At 72.0% G+C, this 16,254-nt stretch carries 15 protein-coding genes; 4 read left to right on the forward strand and 11 right to left on the reverse strand.

The window, feature by feature from the left end; translation table 11 throughout:
* Positions 1–7 precede the first annotated feature (7 nt).
* The 3 genes from ACFYWI_RS18980 to ACFYWI_RS18990 are packed head-to-tail and all read right to left on the reverse strand — an operon-like array spanning position 8 to position 2,548.
* Positions 8–583, reverse strand: a complete 576-nt coding sequence (locus ACFYWI_RS18980) for a histidine phosphatase family protein (protein ID WP_389233216.1) — start codon at positions 581–583, stop codon at positions 8–10.
* Positions 584–621: 38 nt separating this feature from the next.
* Entirely contained in the window at positions 622–1,053 is a 432-nt protein-coding gene (locus tag ACFYWI_RS18985; protein ID WP_389233219.1) for a GNAT family N-acetyltransferase, read from the reverse strand.
* A gap of 58 nt (positions 1,054–1,111) precedes the next feature.
* Positions 1,112–2,548 carry a PLP-dependent aminotransferase family protein gene (locus ACFYWI_RS18990; protein WP_389233222.1) on the reverse strand — a complete coding sequence of 479 codons (1,437 nt, stop codon included), beginning with the start codon at positions 2,546–2,548 and terminating at the stop codon, positions 1,112–1,114.
* Between ACFYWI_RS18990 and ACFYWI_RS18995 the strand changes: the two genes are divergently transcribed.
* Both ACFYWI_RS18995 and ACFYWI_RS19000 read left to right on the forward strand, forming a co-directional pair.
* Positions 2,547–3,443 carry a DMT family transporter gene (locus ACFYWI_RS18995; RefSeq protein WP_389233225.1) on the forward strand — a complete coding sequence of 299 codons (897 nt, stop codon included), beginning with the start codon at positions 2,547–2,549 and terminating at the stop codon, positions 3,441–3,443. The two genes, ACFYWI_RS18990 and ACFYWI_RS18995, sit on opposite strands and share 2 nt — an antisense overlap.
* Positions 3,444–3,529: 86 nt before the next feature.
* Positions 3,530–3,721, forward strand: coding sequence for a DUF1918 domain-containing protein (locus tag ACFYWI_RS19000; RefSeq protein WP_389233228.1), 192 nt, complete (start codon positions 3,530–3,532; stop codon positions 3,719–3,721).
* 1 nt (position 3,722) lies between these two features.
* Here ACFYWI_RS19000 and ACFYWI_RS19005 read toward each other — a convergent pair whose 3' ends face one another.
* A complete protein-coding gene (locus ACFYWI_RS19005) occupies positions 3,723–4,976 on the reverse strand; it encodes a glycoside hydrolase family 10 protein (protein WP_389233232.1) in 1,254 nt (417 codons plus the stop codon).
* A 182-nt stretch (positions 4,977–5,158) separates the two neighbouring features.
* Between ACFYWI_RS19005 and ACFYWI_RS19010 the strand changes: the two genes are divergently transcribed.
* On the forward strand, positions 5,159–6,019 hold the full coding sequence (locus tag ACFYWI_RS19010; protein WP_389233477.1) for a 3-hydroxybutyryl-CoA dehydrogenase: 861 nt from the start codon (positions 5,159–5,161) through the stop codon (positions 6,017–6,019).
* Between the two features lie 177 nt (positions 6,020–6,196).
* Complete coding sequence (locus ACFYWI_RS19015; RefSeq protein WP_389233235.1) at positions 6,197–6,457, forward strand: hypothetical protein; 261 nt, start codon at positions 6,197–6,199, stop codon at positions 6,455–6,457.
* Between the two features lie 44 nt (positions 6,458–6,501).
* Here ACFYWI_RS19015 and ACFYWI_RS19020 read toward each other — a convergent pair whose 3' ends face one another.
* The 7 genes from ACFYWI_RS19020 to ACFYWI_RS19050 form a co-directional block, all read right to left on the reverse strand.
* Entirely contained in the window at positions 6,502–7,023 is a 522-nt protein-coding gene (locus tag ACFYWI_RS19020) for an NUDIX hydrolase (protein WP_389233238.1), read from the reverse strand.
* Positions 7,024–7,083: 60 nt separating this feature from the next.
* Positions 7,084–8,424, reverse strand: coding sequence for a transcriptional regulator (locus ACFYWI_RS19025; protein WP_389233241.1), 1,341 nt, complete (start codon positions 8,422–8,424; stop codon positions 7,084–7,086).
* Positions 8,425–8,721: 297 nt separating this feature from the next.
* The gene (locus ACFYWI_RS19030) at positions 8,722–9,831 is read right to left on the reverse strand and encodes a PP2C family protein-serine/threonine phosphatase (RefSeq protein ID WP_389233244.1); all 1,110 of its coding nucleotides are present in this window, start codon (positions 9,829–9,831) and stop codon (positions 8,722–8,724) included.
* Positions 9,832–10,379: 548 nt separating this feature from the next.
* Complete coding sequence (pheT, locus tag ACFYWI_RS19035) at positions 10,380–12,911, reverse strand: phenylalanine--tRNA ligase subunit beta (RefSeq protein WP_389233247.1); 2,532 nt, start codon at positions 12,909–12,911, stop codon at positions 10,380–10,382.
* Positions 12,911–14,029: a phenylalanine--tRNA ligase subunit alpha gene (gene pheS / locus ACFYWI_RS19040; protein ID WP_389233251.1), complete on the reverse strand. Its 1,119-nt coding sequence runs from the start codon at positions 14,027–14,029 to the stop codon at positions 12,911–12,913. The genes pheT and pheS overlap by 1 nt, the downstream gene beginning before the upstream one ends.
* Before the next feature lie 136 nt (positions 14,030–14,165).
* Positions 14,166–15,287, reverse strand: a complete 1,122-nt coding sequence (locus ACFYWI_RS19045) for an ATP-binding protein (RefSeq protein WP_389233254.1) — start codon at positions 15,285–15,287, stop codon at positions 14,166–14,168.
* Positions 15,288–15,386: 99 nt separating this feature from the next.
* Entirely contained in the window at positions 15,387–16,235 is an 849-nt protein-coding gene (locus ACFYWI_RS19050) for a TrmH family RNA methyltransferase (RefSeq protein WP_389233257.1), read from the reverse strand.
* Positions 16,236–16,254: the final 19 nt, after the last annotated feature.

The raw sequence follows: 16,254 nt of genomic DNA on the forward strand, positions 1-16,254 counted from the left end.
CGGTGCGTCACGCCGCCGCATCCAGGCGCAGGCTCCAGTGGCCGGAGAGCCCGGTGAGGGTCACCGTCGAGAGCGGGCGCACGTCCACCGCCCAGTAGGTGGCGGGCGGCAGTCTCAGCGCGTACACCAGGGCCGCCCGCACGACGGCGGGTTCGGCCACGGCGACGATGGTGCCGCCGTCGTCGGCGGGGCGGGTGTCGAGCCAGCTCCCTATGCGGCCGATGAACGCCAGCAGAGGCTCACCGCCGTGCGGGGCCGAGCGCGGGTCGGCGAACCATGCGTCGACAGCGGCCGGCTCGCGGGCGGTCACCTCGGACAGTGTGAACCCGCGCCAGCGGCCCATGTCGCAGTCCCGCAGGGCGGGCTGGGCCATGGGAAAGAGGCCGAGTGCCTCGCCGGTCTCCCGGCAGCGGGGGGTCGGGGAGCAGTACCGCAGCTCAGCGCTGCTCAGCGGTACGAGGGCATGCGCGGCATGCCGCACTCCCTGCCATCCCGCCAGGTCGAGCGGTCGGTCGTCGTCGAACCGCTCGGCGAGCAGCGAGGAGCTGCGCGCGGCGGCGACCAACGTGACCCTCACACTCATGGCGTGATGGTGAAGGGGAATGCCGCCCAGGTCAAGAGTCACTTGAAGGCGATCTGCAGCCAGTCTTCGGGGTTGCCGAGCACCTGGAAACCGACCTTCTCGTACACACCGTGAGCATCGTCCGTGGTGAGCATGATCCGGTTCAGCCCGAGCGGCGCCAGGTGGTCGCGCACGGCCGCGACGAGGGCGGTACCGAGACCGGTGCCCCGGGCGGGCGGGGCGACGTAGACGTCGCAGAGGTAGGCGAATGTGGCCCCGTCCGTGATGACGCGCGCATAGGCGACCTGTTCGCCCGAAGCCGTGGCGTACGCACCGAAGTTGAGCGATCCGGCGATGGCGAGGTCCTGCTTCTCCCGGCTGCGGCCGAGCGCCCAGTAGGCGTCGCTCGAGAGCCAGTGGTGGACCCGGGCCGCGTCGAGGCGGCCGGGATCGGTCGAGATGGTGTAAGGGCCGTGGGTCGTCTCGCTCATGGCGTGAGGCTCGCACGCCGGACACCCGTTGTCACCGTCGTTTCCGCCGGTCCTGGGGTCAGGCCGGCATCTCGTCGCAGGCCGTGCGCAGTCTGCGGACCCCCTCCGCGGTCTCGGCCGGGCCCGCCACGCCCGCGAAGCTCAACCGGATGTGGCCGGCCGGGGGTTCGGCGCAGAAGTAGGCGCGGCCGGGGGCGACAGCGACATCCGCCCGTAGGGCCGCGGCGACGAGGTCCGATTCGTCCATGGTGTCGGGGAGGCGCAGCCACAGGTGATACCCGCCGGAGGGGATGTGCGGCAGGGACAGCTCGGGCAGGTGCAGCCGCAGCGCGGTGGTCATGGTGTCCCGGCGGGTCTTCAGCTCGCCGGCCACCGTGCGCAGATGGCGCGTCCAGGACGGGGCGCCGACCAGTTCCAGGGCGGCTTCCTGGAGCGGGCGGGGGACGAAGAAATTGTCGACGACCTGGATGGCGCGCAGCCGTTCCAGGACGGGGCCGCGGGCGGCGAGCATCCCCACCCGCAGGCTGGGCGAGGTCGCCTTGGTGAGCGAGCTGACATGGACGACCACCCCGTCGGGGTCGTCGGCGGCGAGCGGGCTGGGCAGGGGGCCCGCGTCCTCGTGGACCAGGCGGCGGGCGAAGTCGTCCTCGACGACAAAGGCTCCGGCTTCGCGGGCGATCCGCAGCACCTCGGGGCGTCGTTCGGGAGTGAGGACGGCACCGGTCGGGTTCTGGAACAGCGGCTGGCAGACGAACACCCGTGCGCCGGTGGCCCGGAAGGCGGCGGCGAGCAGCTCGGGGCGTACCCCGTCGGGGTCCACCGGGACGGGCACCGGCCGCAGGCCCGCGGCGCGGGCGATGGCGAGCATGCCCGGATAGGTGGGCGATTCGACGAGGACGGGTGCGCCGGGCGGCGCGAGAGCGCGCAGGGCGGTGGTGAGCGCGGACTGACCGCCCGCGGTGACCAGTACGTCGGCAGCGGTGACGGTGTCGCCGAGTCCGCGGGCGAACCACTCGCGCAGTTCGGGCAGCCCGTCGATCGGTGGCCGCCCCCACGCTCCGGGGCGGCGTCCGGCACGGGCCAGCGCGGCCGCCATGGCTCGTTCCGGTTGCAGCGAGGGATGCAGATAGCCGCCGTTGAACTCGATGACGCCCGCGGGGGGCGCGGCGAGGGTCACCAGTACGCCGGAGGCGTCGACCGCACGCGGCACCACCTCGGCCGCGGCGTCGGCGCTGAGGCTGACCTCCTGCCAGGAGGTGTCCCCGGCGGCCGGGGTCGCGGTGCGGGGCCGGGCGCGGTAGGAGCCGGCGCCGGGGCGGGTGACGACCAGCCCCTCGGCAGCAAGCTGGGCGAGGGCGCGGGAGACGGTCACCGGGGAGACCCGGAAGCGCTCGACGAGTTCACGGCTCGACGGCAGCTTTCCACCAGGCGAGTAGCGGTTGAGCTCCTCTTTCAGAGAGTTCGCCAGTTCATCCACACTGCTACGCTCTTGCATGACGGTACAGGATAGCGCTACCCCCACCACTTCGATAGCGGTCAGCAGCGGCACCCTTCTGGCCGCGCTGGGCGTCGTCGCCTTCTCGCTGACCTTTCCGTCCACGGTCTGGGGCCTGGAGAGCTTCGGCCCCTGGTCCCTGGTTACGGTGCGCAGCGTGCTCGCCGCGCTGGTCGCGGGCGGGTTTCTGCTGGCACTGCCCGTACCGGTCCCCGACCGCAGCCACTGGGTCGCACTGGCCGTCGTCGGCGGCGGTGTGGTCGTGGGCTTCCCGCTCCTGACGACGCTCGCCCTGCAGACCTCCACCTCCTCGCATGCAGCCGTCGTGGTCGGACTGCTGCCCTTGACCACCGCCGCCTACGCGGCCCTGCGCACAGGACGCCGGCCTTCCCGCACCTTCTGGTTCGCGGCACTCGCCGGGGCGGGCGTGGTGATCGCCTTCACCGTGCGGCAGAGCGGGGGCGCCCTGCACGCCGGCGACCTGTATCTCTTCGGTGCGCTGCTGGTCTGCGCCGCGGGTTACACCGAGGGCGGCCGGCTGGCCGCCGTGATGCCGGGCTGGCAGGTGATCGGCTGGGCCCTGATGCTCTGCCTGCCCCTCTCCCTCGCCGGATCGGCCGTCGCGCTGTCCTTCGAACCGGTGCACATGAGCGTGCACGGTGTGATCGGCCTGGTGTGGGTCGCGGCCGGTTCGACCTTCTTCGGCCTGTACGTCTGGTACCGGGGAATGGCGCAGATCGGGATCGCCAGGGCAAGCCAGCTCCAGTTGGCCCAGCCGCTGCTCACCCTGGTCTGGTCGCTGACCCTGCTGGGCGAGCGGCTCTCCCCCGCCGCCCCGCTCGCCGCCGTCGCGGTGCTCGTCTGCATCGCCGCCACCCAGCGCGCCCGCAGCTGAGGCACGAGAAGGTGCAACTCGCGCCCCCGGCCGTAGACTCGGATGCAGGCACGGACCACCACATCGCTTCGAGGAGGTCACTCCCCATGGAAGCAAGCGTGGGCGACACGCTGCTGGTGCACGGCAGGATCGTGGGTCAGCACGACAAGATCGCCGAAGTCGTCGAAGTGCTGGGCACCAAGGGCAGTCCCCCGTATCGCGTCCGCTTCCAGGACGGCCACGAGGCGCTGATGTCCCCGGGCCCGGACACCGTCGTCCAACACCACGAGAAGAGCTGACTCAGCTCGGCGGTTGCACCCGGGTCGGATAGTGGTCCGTGACCACTTGCGCCATCGCCCCGGTTGGATCCGTCATGACCTCCTTCGCCGAGAAGAAGCAGTGCCCGCGCACGGGCGGGTACCTCCGGGCCAGGGTGAGATGCCTGGACAGCTCCTTGGGGTCCTGCCACGGTGCGGGCTGGCCGGGCGCCCCGGCCTTGTAGAGGGCTTCGCCGATGTACAGATCGACGCCCGTCCCCTGGGCGACGCCCGCCCACCAGGGGACCAGCGCCGCGTAGTCGGCCGCCGGGAAGGCGATGTTCCAGTAGACCTGCGGGACGATGTAGTCGATCCAGCCCTCCCGGACCCACTTACGGGTGTCGGCGTGCAGATCGTCGTAGGCCTGTACGCCGGCGGAGGTCTCCGAGCCGAGCGGGTCGGTGGCCTTGTTGCGCCACACACCGAAAGGGCTGATCCCGAAGCGGACGCCGCGCTTGGCCCGGGTGATACGGGCGGCCATCTCCCCGACCAGGCGGTCGATGTTGCTGCGCCGCCAGGCGGCCTTGTCGGTGAACCCCGCGCCGTAGCGGGCATAGGTGGCGTCGTCGTCGAAGACCTGCCCCGCGACCGGATACGGGTAGAAGTAGTCGTCGAAGTGGACCGCGTCGATGTCGTAGCGGCTTACGGCATCCATCATCGCGACCTGGACGAAGCGGCGGACCTCGGGGATACCGGGGTTGTAGTACAACTTGCCGCCGTAGGGCAGGACCCACTCGGGATGCAGCCGCGCGGGGTGGTTCGGGACCAGCCGTGAGAGGTCGGTGTGGTTCGCGACCCGGTAGGGGTTGAACCAGGCGTGCAGCTGCAGACCGCGCTTGTGGGCCTCGCTGACCGCTGCGCCGAGCGGGTCCCAGCCGGGGTCCTTGCCCTGTACGCCGCTGAGGTACTGGCTCCAGGGTTCGTACGGCGAGGGCCACAGCGCGTCCGCCGTCGGCCGGACCTGGAGGATCACCACGTTCAGTCGGCGGGCCACCGCGCTGTCGAGATGGGCGAGCAGTTCGGCGCGCTGTGCCTGGGCGGTGAGGCCGGGCACGGACGGCCAGTCGCGGTTGCCGACGGTGGCGAGCCACATCCCGCGGAACTCCGGACGCGGGGCACCTCTGCGCGCACGGGCGGCCACCGGCCCGTCGGCCGCGGCGGCCGCGTCCCCGGCCGCCAGTGCGGCCAGTGCCCCCGCCGCCGCCACCACAAAACCTCTTCGCCCGATGCGTCCCATTTCGCCGACCCCTGCCCACTCGATGTACGCAGCCGTAACCGTCCGTGTCCGCACAGCATGCCCGCCCCTGGCGGCCGGACACGCATACTTCCGGAGTAACGTCTTGGGGTCGGGCGGGCGCCGGAACCATACGGGGGACCTGCCGCACGAAGACCAGCGAAAGGCACGAGGTGACGGACTCCATCGCCGACATTGCACGCATCGGAGTGGTGGGCTGCGGCCAGATGGGCGCAGGCATCGCCGAGGTCTGCGCCAGAAGCGGCCTCGAGGTGAAGGTTGCCGAGACCACGGGCGAGGCCCTGGAGATCGGCCGCACCCGGCTGCACAACTCCCTGTCCAAGGCCGCCGAGCGCGGCAAGATCACCGAGGCGGAGCGCGACGCGACCCTGGAGCGCCTCACCTTCACCACCGACCTCGGGGAGTTCGCCGACCGCGATCTCGTCGTCGAGGCCGTCGTGGAGAACGAGCAGGTCAAGACGGAGATCTTCCAGATCCTGGACCAGGTGGTGACCCGCCCGGACGCAATCCTCGCCTCCAACACCTCCTCGATCCCGCTGGTGAAGCTGGCTGTCGCGACCTCCCGCCCCGACCAGGTCATCGGCATCCACTTCTTCAACCCGGCTCCGGTCCAGAAGCTGGTGGAGCTGATCCCGGCGCTGACCACGTCCGAGGAGACCATCAAGCGGTCCGAGGCCGTGGTGCAGCAGGTGCTCGGAAAGCACCCCATCCGCGCCCAGGACCGCTCGGGCTTCGTGGTGAACGCGCTGCTCATCCCGTATCTGCTCTCGGCGATCCGGATGTTCGAGTCGGGCATCGCCAGCCGCGAGGACATCGACAACGGCATGGAGATGGGGTGTGCCCACCCGATGGGCCCGCTGAAGCTCTCCGACCTGATCGGCCTGGACACGGTCGCCTCGGTCGCGGACAGCATGTACGCCGAGTTCAAGGAGCCGCTGTACGCCGCGCCCCCGCTGCTGCAGCGGATGGTGGACGCGGGCCGGCTCGGGCGCAAGACCGGCTCCGGCTTCTACCCCTACTCCTGACACCAGCGGGCCCGCTCCAGTGACGCCCGCGGGCCTTCGCTTCTGATTCACACGGGGCGCGCGGGGCGTGCTCGCATATGCCATGCGCACACGCTCCCGCTTCTCGACCAGGGAGGGTTGACTCGGACCCGCTCAGTCAAGGGTCCGCCGTACACCACCCGAACAGGAGCGACTTCCGTGACATCCACCGACCCTGATCATTTAGTCGTCGTCGAAGAGTTCGCCGAACTGCGCCGCAGCCTCGACGTCGGCCTCGCCCGGATCGACGGACAACTGGCACTGCTCGCACAGCGCAACGGCCGGATCGACCGGGACCTGACCGATCTGGCCGCGCGCGTGGGCGCGCTCGAGCACGCCCGGTGGCCGCTTCCCGCCGTCGCCGCACTGACCGCGCTCGGGGCGCTGGCGGTCACGGTGTGGCAGGCGATGGGCCGGTAGCCCGGCGAGGGCGTCCGGTCGCGGCAGAGCACGCGGCGAGCGCGTCAGCCCAGCCGCAGATGGTGCAGCATCAGCAGCCCGGCCGCCATGTTGGCGGCCGGGACCTCGCCGCGGGCGATCATGTCGGGCACCAGCTTCAGCGGAATCCACTCCCGGCGGGACGACTCGAAGTCGTCCTGGGGGTGGCCGATGTACGTGGCGTCGTCGGCGACGTAGAGATGGTGCCGTGCGTCGGTGAGTCCGTTGGACGGCTCGACGGTCAGCAGATGCCGGAGGGGGCCGGGACGCCAGCCGGTCTCCTCCTCCATCTCGCGGGCGGCGGCGTCAGCGATGTCCTCGCCGTCCTCGACGACACCCGCGGCGAGCTCCCAGCCCCAGCTGTCGGTGATGAAGCGGTGCCGCCACAGCAGCAGCACCTCGTTGGCCTCGTTGACCGCGGTCGCGACGGCGACCGGACGCAGCCGGATCAGGAAGTGGTCCAGATGCCGGCCGTCGGGCAGCGCGACATCCGCGAGATTGACCCTGAACCAGCGGTTCTCGTACACAGTTTGTTCGCTTAAGTTCATCCACTGCACGTTTCTGCCACCTTCCGACAAGTAGATGGCAATATCGCAGCAGGCGTGCGGTCAGAGGGGAACGCGCAGCGCCCCGTCGATGAGCTCGGCCGCCTCCTCGGCATCGGCGGATCCGCTCGCCGCGAGGCTCTGGCGCACGGCACGAAGGCGGTCGCGCAGCCGCTGTGACTCCATCCCGCGCGCCCGCTCCACCATCGCGGCCGCCGTCCGCGCCGCCCGGTCCATCTCTCCCTGGCGTATCTCGATCTGGCTGAGCATGGCGAGCCGGTGCACCCGGCCGCGGTCGTGGGCGGGGACGCCGACGGCGGCCGCCGCGTGCTCCCGGGCCGCCGGCAGATCACCGAGACTGAGCAGCGCTTCGGCGACCTGGACATTGACCAGGCCCGGCTGGACGTACCCGGTCTCGTCCGGCTCGTGGCCCGGACGGATCCGCTCCGCCTCCGACTCCGCGCAGCGGATGCATCTCAGGGCGCTGCTGCCGTCACCCAGGTGCGCGTACGCCTTCGCCTGCATCGCGTACAGGTCGGTGGTCAGCGCCGGGGTGATCTGGTGACCGGCGGCGCGCAGCGCCGCCTCCGCGAAAGCCACCGCCTGCCGGTGCTCGCCCATATGAAGCGACTGGTTGACCAGCAGCGCAATCACATAGGCGCCAAGTCCCCGGTCACCGCTGGCCTTTGCCAGCCGCAGCGCCTGATGGAAGTAGCGCTGGGCGAGTCCGTGCGCATCGGAGTCGTACGCGCAGATACCCGCCACCGCCACCAGACCGCCCGTGGCGCGGTGCAGTTGGCGGCCCAGCGCGTCGCTGTAGCCGCCGCGCAGCAAGGGCGCGGCCTCCGCGTTGAGGAAGCGGACGATACGAGCGCGGATGGCGATACCGCCCGCCTTGCGGTACATCAGCTCGTAGTGCGCCCGCGCGGACCGCAGCATCTTGATGTCGGCCATGCTGACCCGGGTGTGGCCGCTGCGCGACACATCCGCGTCCTCCGGCGGATTCTCCCACTCCCATACCGGCATCACGGCCGGGGTGCCGGTGACCGCGGGTGCTCCGACGATATGCGGCCGTTGCTGCTCGTCGGAGCGCCACAGGGCGGTGGCGCGATCCACGAAGCCCGAGAGCGAGGAGCCGGCCGGCGCCGCCGACTGGTCCGGTGCACCCAGGCCGATGTCGCCGAGGGTGACCATCCGGTGCAGTCGGCCCGCGAACACCTCACAGATCAGGTCGGGTACCTGGCCCCGTGGCCGCTGCCCCTTCAACCAGCGTGCCACGGCCGTGTGTTCGTACCGCAGCGACAGTCCCCTGGCCCGGCCCGCGAGGTTGACGCGGGCGGCAAGTCCGGCGTGGGAGATGCCTGCTTCGTCGAGCAGCGCGTCGAGCAGGGTGTTGGGCTGCATGGGCCCCCTCCGGTGACTCGGTCCGCTCAGCGTAGTAGAGGGCGATTCGCACGGGGTGTGAAACAAGTGCCCTTTTCTGTGCCTTGCGTACGCTGCCGCCGCGGGGCGCACACCGGTTCACTGAAGGGCCTCTCACAGAGGCGGCCGGGCCGTCGGCTCCCCCTCGTACAGTACGGCGGCCCTGATCGCGTCGTCTGCCTTGCTGATCTGCCCGACACTCCGCGGCAAGGCAGGCGGCGCGCCGGCCGCGCGCCGGCAGTCCCACTCCTGCCGGACGCTGCGCATGGCTGCGGACGGCTATCGATTGGAGGGTTGCGGTCGGGTACGGCGCAGGGCGGTTTCCGCGGACTGCGCCGGCACCCGCGAGCGGTCGTTGCGCAGCACCAGCAGAGCCGCGTCGTCGGAGATCCGGCCACCGGTGTGCCGCAGCAACTGCGCGTGCACCGTGGCGATCACGGCGGCGGGCGAGACGGGCGGATCGAGCACGGCATCGGCGAGGACGGCCTCCAGACCGAAGAATCCACCCGTCGCGTCCCGGGCGTCCGCGGCTCCGTCGGTGTAGAGGAACAGCGCCTGACCGGGGAGCAGTTGGGCACACCGCCGGACGGGCAGTTCGGACGGAAGCGGGAACAGGCCGAGCGGCGGCAGCGGTACGGCGGTGGCGAGCGGCTCCGGGCTGCGGCCGAGCCGATAAGGCCATGGATGGCCGCAGTTGAGCGCCAGTACGCCGCCGTCCGCGGCGATCTCGAGAAGCAGGACGGTGACGAACTCCTCCGCCGCCGGGCAGTCGGGCTGCGGCCCGCCGGACGCCGGATGCTCCTCGCGCGCCCGCTCCCGCAGATGCCGCTGGATCGCCCGGTCCAGTCTGCGCAGTACGCCGCCGAGTTCGGGCTCGTCATGGGCCGCTTCACGGAAGCTGCCGAGCACCGCTGCGACCGCACCGAGCCCCGCGAGACCATGGCCGCGTACGTCCCCGATGACGACGCGCACCCCGTACGGGGTGGCCACCGCCTCGTACAGATCACCGCCGACGGTGGCTCCCGGGTGGGCGGAGAGCTGGCGGGCGGCGACGACCAGTCCGTCCAGACGCGGCGGCAGCGGTCGCAGCAGGACCCGTTGGGCCGCCTCGGCGACCGCCCGTACGCTCTTCAACTCCCGTTTCAGTCCACACCTGCTGCCGAGGACCAGGCCGCCGCCGACGGTGAAGAAGACGGCTGAGGTGGCGATGCGACGCCCCGGGCTCTCGGGCTCCTCGGGGCTGTAGGCGATCCGCCACGCAAGCGCGGCGCTGCCCCAGCCGGCCGCGAGGATCACGGGCAGCAGTGGCCGGATCCGTGAGATGCCGGCCGGTGCGGCCCTCGCCCACCTCGAGGCCGGCCAAGGGCCCCCAGACCTGATACGGATCATGCGGATGGTCCCCTCATAGGCCCTGCCCGACGCGCAGGCCCGCGCGTGGCGGCCGAGATGATTCTTTCGACCGCCCGGGAGCCACTTGAACAAAGCCACCTTTTCTCACCCGGATGAGTGAGGTGGGGGCCATGGGCTCGCCAGGGCGCGGGAAGGCGCTCACATACGCCGGGGCCCGCGCGGGGCGCGTCGGTCGGACGACCGGCCCGCCGCGCGGCGGCCGTCTTGCCCGTCCGCCGGGGCGTAGGGGGCGCGCAGGGATGCGCGCCGTGGCGTCGGGGGCACGGCCGGCCCAACGGGGTCCCAGGATCCACCGACGCCCGGCATGCGCCGGGCATGCCCGATGCCGGGGGCGCCAGGGAGCGCCCGCCGAAAGGCGAAGGGGGCGCACACAGGATGCGCGCCATGGGACGGCCCGGGACCCCACCGACGCCCGCCGACGTCCGTCGGACATGACGCCCGGCATGCGCGACGTCCCGCCCGCGCCGACGCGAAAGGGGCGCGCCCGGTGTCCGGGTGCGCCCCTTTCAGGCCGTTCGGGCAGGCGGTCAGGCCCCCCGCAGCACCGCCCCGGTGCGCTCGGCAGCGAGCGCGACCGCGGCGTCACGGGCTGCCGAGGCCTCCTCGACGGTCAGCGTGCGGTCCGTGGCACGGAACCGCAGCGCGTATGCCAGGGACTTCTTGCCCTCGCCCAGCTGCTCGCCGGTGAAGACGTCGAACAGCCGCATGGACTCGAGCAGTTCGCCGGCGCCCTCGCGCAGGGCGGCCTCCACATCGGCGGCGGGCACGTCCTCGGCCACGACCAGGGCGACGTCCTGGGTGGCCACCGGGAAGGTGGAGATCCGCGGCGCCTGGACGACGGCCCCCGCCGCGGCCCGCTCCAGCAGATCGAGCTCGATCTCCATGGCGCAGGTCCGCTCGGGCAGGTGCAGCTCCTTGACCACCCGCGGATGCAGCTCGCCGGCGTGGCCGACGAGGGTCTCCTCGCCGTCCACCGTCGCGAACAGCGCGGCGCAGCGGCCGGGGTGCCACGGCGCGTGCTGGTCGGCCCGCACGGTCAGTTCGACGCCCGACTCGCGGCCGAGCAGCCGGCCCGCCTCGACGGCGTCCGCCCAGTCGGCAGGGCGGCCCTTGCCCCACCAGCCGCCCTGCTCGCGCGCGCCCGCGAGGACGACGGCGGCTCGGCGCGGCTGGTGCGGCAGCGCGGCGTCCAGCCCGGCGATCTCCGCGTCGGTGGGGCGGCGCTCGACGGGCAGCACCGCAGCCGGCTTCTCCTCGCCGGTCGGCCGGAAGACCAGACCGGTCTCGAAGAGCGCCAGGTCGTGGCTGCCGCGGCCGTCGTTGCGGCGCAGCGCGGCCAGCAGGCCGGGCACCAGCGTGGTACGCAGCGCCGGCTCCTCGTCGGACAGCGGGTTGACGAGCCTGACGACCCGGCGGCGGGCGTCGTCCGCGTCCAGACCGAGCTGGTCGAAGACCTTCTCGGCGATGAACGGGTAGGTCGGCGCCTCGACGTAGCCGGCCCCCGCCAGCGCGCGGCCGACCCTGCGGTGCAGCCGCTGGCGCGCGGTCAGACCGCGGCCGGACGGCGGCGTGGGCAGCGTGGACGGGAGGTTCTCGTACCCCTCGAGCCGGATGACCTCTTCGGCAAGGTCGTTCGGCGCGCTGAGGTCGGGACGCCAGGACGGGACGGTGACGACCAGCTCGTCCTGCCCGTAGACGTCGCAGCCGACCTCCTGGAGGCGGCGTACGACGGTCTCGCGGCCGTAGGCGACGCCCGCGACGCGGTCCGGGTGGTCCGCCGGCATGGTGACCGTACGCGGCGCGGACGGTGCGACGACCTCGGTGACGCCGCCCTCGGCGGTGCCGCCGGCGAGCAGCACCAGCAGGTCGACGGTGCGCTGCGCGGCAGCCGCCCCGGCCTGCGGGTCCACGCCGCGCTCGAAGCGCTTGGACGCCTCGGAGGACAGCTTGTGGCGCCGCGCGGTGCGGGCGATGGAGACGGGGTCGAAGTGCGCGGCCTCGATGACGACCTCGGTCGTGCCCGTGATCCGGCCGGTCTCCTCGTCGGGAGTCGCGTCCGCGATCTCGGTGTTGGCGCCGCCCATCACGCCGGCGAGGCCGATCGGCCCGCGGTTGTCGGTGATGACCAGGTCCTCGGCGTCCAGGACGCGCTTGACCCCGTCGAGGGTGGTGAGCCTCTCGCCGGGCTCGGCGCGGCGGACCCCGATCGGGCCGTCGAGGCGGGAGCGGTCGTAGGCGTGCAGCGGCTGGCCGAGCTCGAGCATCACGTAGTTGGACACGTCGACGGCGAGCGAGATCGGGCGCATCCCGGCCTTCTGCAGCCGGCGCTGCAGCCAGATCGGGGAGCGGGCCTCGGGCTCGAGGCCGACGACGGTGCGCGCGGTGAAGCGGTCGCAGCCGACCGGGTCGGAGACCTTGACCACGTATCCGTAGGAGTTCGGCCCGGGTACGTCGAGCAGCGCCGGGTCGCGCAGCGCGAGGCCGTAGGCGGTGGCGGCCTCGCGGGCGACGCCGCGCATCGACAGCGCGTAGCCCCGGTCGGGGGTGACGGCGATGTCGAGGACATCGTCGACGAGCTCGAGGAGCTCGATCGCGTCGGTGCCGACCTCGTGCTCGGGCGGCAGCACGATGATGCCGCCGCTGCCGTCGTCGCCCATGCCGAGCTCGTCGCCGGAGCAGATCATGCCGTGCGAGGTCCTGCCGTACGTCTTGCGCGCGGCGATCGCGAAGTCACCGGGCAGTACGGCGCCCGGGAGGACCACGACGACCTTGTCGCCGACGGAGAAGTTGCGCGCGCCGCAGACGATCTCCTGCGGCTCGCCTGTGCCGTTGGCCTGGCCGACGTCGACGGTGCAGAAGCGGATGGGCTTCTTGAACTCCGTCAGCTCCTCGATGGTCAGCACCTGGCCGACGACGAGGGGCCCCTTGATGCCGGCGCCGAGCTGCTCGACCCTCTCGACCTCGAGGCCGGCGGAGATGAGCTTGGCCTGGACGTCACGGCCGGTCTCCGTCGCCGGCAGGTCGACGTACTCCCGCAGCCATGAAAGCGGGACCCGCATCAGATCTCCATCCCGAACGGCCGGGTGAACCGGACGTCACCCTCGACCATGTCTCGCATGTCTTCGACGTTGTGGCGGAACATCAGCATTCGCTCGATGCCGAACCCGAAGGCGAATCCGCTGTACTTGGCGGGGTCGACGCCGCAGGCGGTGAGCACCTTCGGGTTGACCATGCCGCAGCCGCCGAGCTCGATCCAGCCCTCGCTGGAGCAGGTACGGCAGGGCCGGTCCGGGTTGCCGACGGACTCGCCGCGGCACACGTAGCAGACCATGTCCATCTCGGCGGACGGCTCGGTGAACGGGAAGAAGTTCGGCCGCAGCCGGGTCTTCATGCCCTCGCCGAACAGCGCCTGCACCATGTGGTCCAGGGTGCCCTTGAGGTCCGCCATGGTCAGGCCCTCGTCGACGGCGAGCAGCTCGACCTGGTGGAAGACCGGGGTGTGGGTGGCGTCCAGATCGTCGGTGCGGTACACGCGGCCGGGGCAGATCACGTACAGCGGGGGCTCGCGGTCCAGCATCGAGCGGACCTGCACGGGCGAGGTGTGCGTACGCAGCACGACGCCCGAGTCGTCGTCCCCGGCGCCCTGGACGAAGAACGTGTCGTGCTCGCCCCGGGCCGGGTGGTCCGCGGCGATGTTGAGCGCGTCGAAGTTCAGCCACTCGGTCTCGACCTCGGGGCCTTCGGCGACCTCGTAGCCCATGGCCACGAAGATGTCCTCGATGCGCTCGGAGAGCGTGGTCAGCGGGTGGCGGGCGCCGGCCGGGACGCGGTCGTGGGGCAGCGTGACATCGACCGCCTCCTCGACGAGCACCCGGGCGTCGCGCTCGGCCTCGAGCTCCGTCTGCCGGGCGGCGAGCGCCTTGCTGACGGCGCCGCGGGCCTGGCCGACGCGCTTGCCGGCCTCGGCCTTGGCCTGCGGGGGCAGCGCGCCGATCTCCCGGTTGGCGAGGGAGAGGGGCGAGGTGCCGCCGGTGTGCGCGACCTTCGCGTGGGCGAGCGCCTCGAGGGAGTCTGCGGCGGCGAAGGCGGCGAGCGCCTCGTCCCGCATGCGCTCGATCTCTTCCGGTTTCAGTGCCTCGACCTCAACTGGGTCGTACGACTTATTGGGTGCGGACATCTCTTCCCGTACTTCCGATGGGCTGGCTGGGGCCCCCGCACGTCGACCAGGGACGACCGAGGACGCAAAGGTGCCAAAGGTCGAGTCTAACGGGGTGCGGGGCGGCGAATGAGCCCGCGGGCCGCCCGGGCGATCTCTACTGGAGATAGGCCGGAGCGCCGACGGGCAGGATAAATCGGAACTCGGCGCCGCCGCCGGGCCCCCGGCCGACGGTGATCGTCCCGCCGTGCGCCTCGACGATGCCCTTGACGATGTAGAGGCCGAGGCCGGTGCCGCCGCGCTTGCTCCCCCGCCAGAAGCGGGTGAAGACACGGCCCATCGACTCCTCGGGGATGCCGGGGCCCTCGTCGCTCACGGTGACCGCCGTCCCTTTCTCGTCGTCCTTCGCCGCTGCCGGCGCCACCTCGATGGTGACCGTTCCCTCGCCGTGGCGCACTGCATTTTCCAGCAGGTTGCCGAGCACCTGGTCGATCTTGTCGGGGTCGGCCCAGAGGTCGTGGAGCTGCTCCCGGATGCGTACGAAGAACCGGTCGGGCGACTGGCCGCCGGCTATGTGCGCCTGGATGTGCCGGCCGACGGCCGCGGGCAGGTCGACGGGCTGGCGGCGTACCTCGAGCCGTCCGGAGTCGATCCTGGAGATGTCGAGGAGCTCGGCGATCAGGCGGGTGACGCGGTTGGCGTCGGCGTCGACGGTCTCCAGCATCAGCCGCTTCTGGTCGTCCGTGAAACGCTCCCATTTGGCGAGCAGGGTCGCGGTGAAGCCCTTGACGGACGTCAGCGGGGAGCGCAGCTCATGAGCGACGGTGGCGATCAGTTCGGCGTGGCTGCGTTCGGTACGGCGCCGGGCCTCGGTGCCGCGCAGGCTGATGACGAGCCGGCGCACCGGGCCCTTGGGCACGTCGCGCACATAGCGGGCGGAGACGAGGACCTCGCGGCCGCCGGGGAGCAGCAGATTGCGCTCCGGCTGGCCGACGCGGGTGGCGAGTCCGCCGTACGGGTCGGTCAGGGTCCACCAGCGGCGGCCCTTGAGGTCCTCCAGCGGCAGCGCGTGTTCCAGGGGCGCTCCGACGGCATCCGCCCTGGCGACGGCGGTGATGCGTACGGCGGCGGCGTTGAAGCAGACGATGCGGCCCCTCTCGTCGGCTATGACGAGCCCGTCGGGGAGGTCGTCGGGGTCGATCCCGGACAGCTCGTGACTGCCGGATCGGCACGGGATGGCCCCCTTTTCCTGGGTCGGCCTGCTGGTCCCGACGCTCATGTCCCCGTACCCCACCTCTCCGCTGCCGCAGTGGGCCCCCGAGCCCGCCACCCTACTAGCTCGAAGTGACGGAGCGGACCCCCTGAGCGAGTGGTCCGCTCACCGGGCGGCGCCCGCGCCGCCGGCGCGCTGGGCCCGCGCCGAGGCATAGAGACATACGGCCGCGGCGGTCGCGAGGTTCAGGCTCTCGGCCCTTCCGTGGATCGGGACACGCACCACGGCGTCCGCGAGCGCGCGTGTCTCCTCGGGCAGGCCCCAGGCCTCGTTGCCGAAGATCCATGCGGTGGGCCCGCCCATGGTGCCGGAGTCGAGTTCGTCGTCGAGGTCGTGGTCACCGGCGCCGTCGGCCGCGAGGACCCGTACTCCGGCGTCACGCAGCCCCTGCACGGCCTGTTCGACGGGGACGCCGACGGCGACGGGCAGATGGAAGTGCGAACCGACGGACGCCCGTACGGACTTGGGGTTGTACAGGTCGACCGAGGCGTCGGTGAGCACGACGGCGTCGGCTCCCGCGGCATCGGCGCAGCGCAGGACGGTGCCGGCGTTGCCGGGGTCGCGTACATGGGCGAGTACGGCGACCAGCCTCGGCCGGGCCGCCAGGATCTGGTCGAAGGGCGAGTCGAGGAACCGGCAGACACCGACCAGGCCCTGCGGGGTGACGGTCTGGGAGACCTCGGCGAGCACGGTGTCGGCGGCGTGGTGCACCCGGGCGCCGGCCGCGCGGGCGGCGTCGACGATGTCCGCGTAGCGCTCGGCGGCCTCGACGGTGGTGAACAGCTCGACCAGGGTGGCTTCCCCGTCGGGTCCGCGGTGGGCGACGGCCTCGCGCACGGCCTGCGGCCCCTCGGCGATGAACAGCCGGTCCTTGCCCCGGAAGTTGCGCTTGGCGAGCCGCCGTGCGGCGGTGACACGCGGGGAACGCGGAGAGATCAGCTCGGGGGTGCGCATGGGGTGCCTGTGGCTCTCT

The organism is Streptomyces sp. NPDC002889 (genome assembly GCF_042888425.1).
Lineage (GTDB): Bacteria > Actinomycetota > Actinomycetes > Streptomycetales > Streptomycetaceae > Streptomyces.

What these genes read in the sequence shown, in the direction of transcription:
- ACFYWI_RS18980 (WP_389233216.1), bottom strand. Translation starts at nt 583, where the DNA reads ATGAGTGTGAGGGTCACGTTGGTCGCCGCCGCGCGCAGCTCCTCGCTG.
- ACFYWI_RS18985 (WP_389233219.1), bottom strand. Translation starts at nt 1,053, where the DNA reads ATGAGCGAGACGACCCACGGCCCTTACACCATCTCGACCGATCCCGGC.
- ACFYWI_RS18995 (WP_389233225.1), top strand. Translation starts at nt 2,547, where the DNA reads ATGACGGTACAGGATAGCGCTACCCCCACCACTTCGATAGCGGTCAGC.
- ACFYWI_RS18990 (WP_389233222.1), bottom strand. Translation starts at nt 2,548, where the DNA reads ATGCAAGAGCGTAGCAGTGTGGATGAACTGGCGAACTCTCTGAAAGAG.
- ACFYWI_RS19000 (WP_389233228.1), top strand. Translation starts at nt 3,530, where the DNA reads ATGGAAGCAAGCGTGGGCGACACGCTGCTGGTGCACGGCAGGATCGTG.
- ACFYWI_RS19005 (WP_389233232.1), bottom strand. Translation starts at nt 4,976, where the DNA reads ATGGGACGCATCGGGCGAAGAGGTTTTGTGGTGGCGGCGGCGGGGGCA.
- ACFYWI_RS19020 (WP_389233238.1), bottom strand. Translation starts at nt 7,023, where the DNA reads ATGAACTTAAGCGAACAAACTGTGTACGAGAACCGCTGGTTCAGGGTC.
- ACFYWI_RS19025 (WP_389233241.1), bottom strand. Translation starts at nt 8,424, where the DNA reads ATGCAGCCCAACACCCTGCTCGACGCGCTGCTCGACGAAGCAGGCATC.
- ACFYWI_RS19030 (WP_389233244.1), bottom strand. Translation starts at nt 9,831, where the DNA reads ATGATCCGTATCAGGTCTGGGGGCCCTTGGCCGGCCTCGAGGTGGGCG.
- pheT (WP_389233247.1), bottom strand. Translation starts at nt 12,911, where the DNA reads ATGCGGGTCCCGCTTTCATGGCTGCGGGAGTACGTCGACCTGCCGGCG.
- pheS (WP_389233251.1), bottom strand. Translation starts at nt 14,029, where the DNA reads ATGTCCGCACCCAATAAGTCGTACGACCCAGTTGAGGTCGAGGCACTG.
- ACFYWI_RS19045 (WP_389233254.1), bottom strand. Translation starts at nt 15,287, where the DNA reads ATGAGCGTCGGGACCAGCAGGCCGACCCAGGAAAAGGGGGCCATCCCG.
- ACFYWI_RS19050 (WP_389233257.1), bottom strand. Translation starts at nt 16,235, where the DNA reads ATGCGCACCCCCGAGCTGATCTCTCCGCGTTCCCCGCGTGTCACCGCC.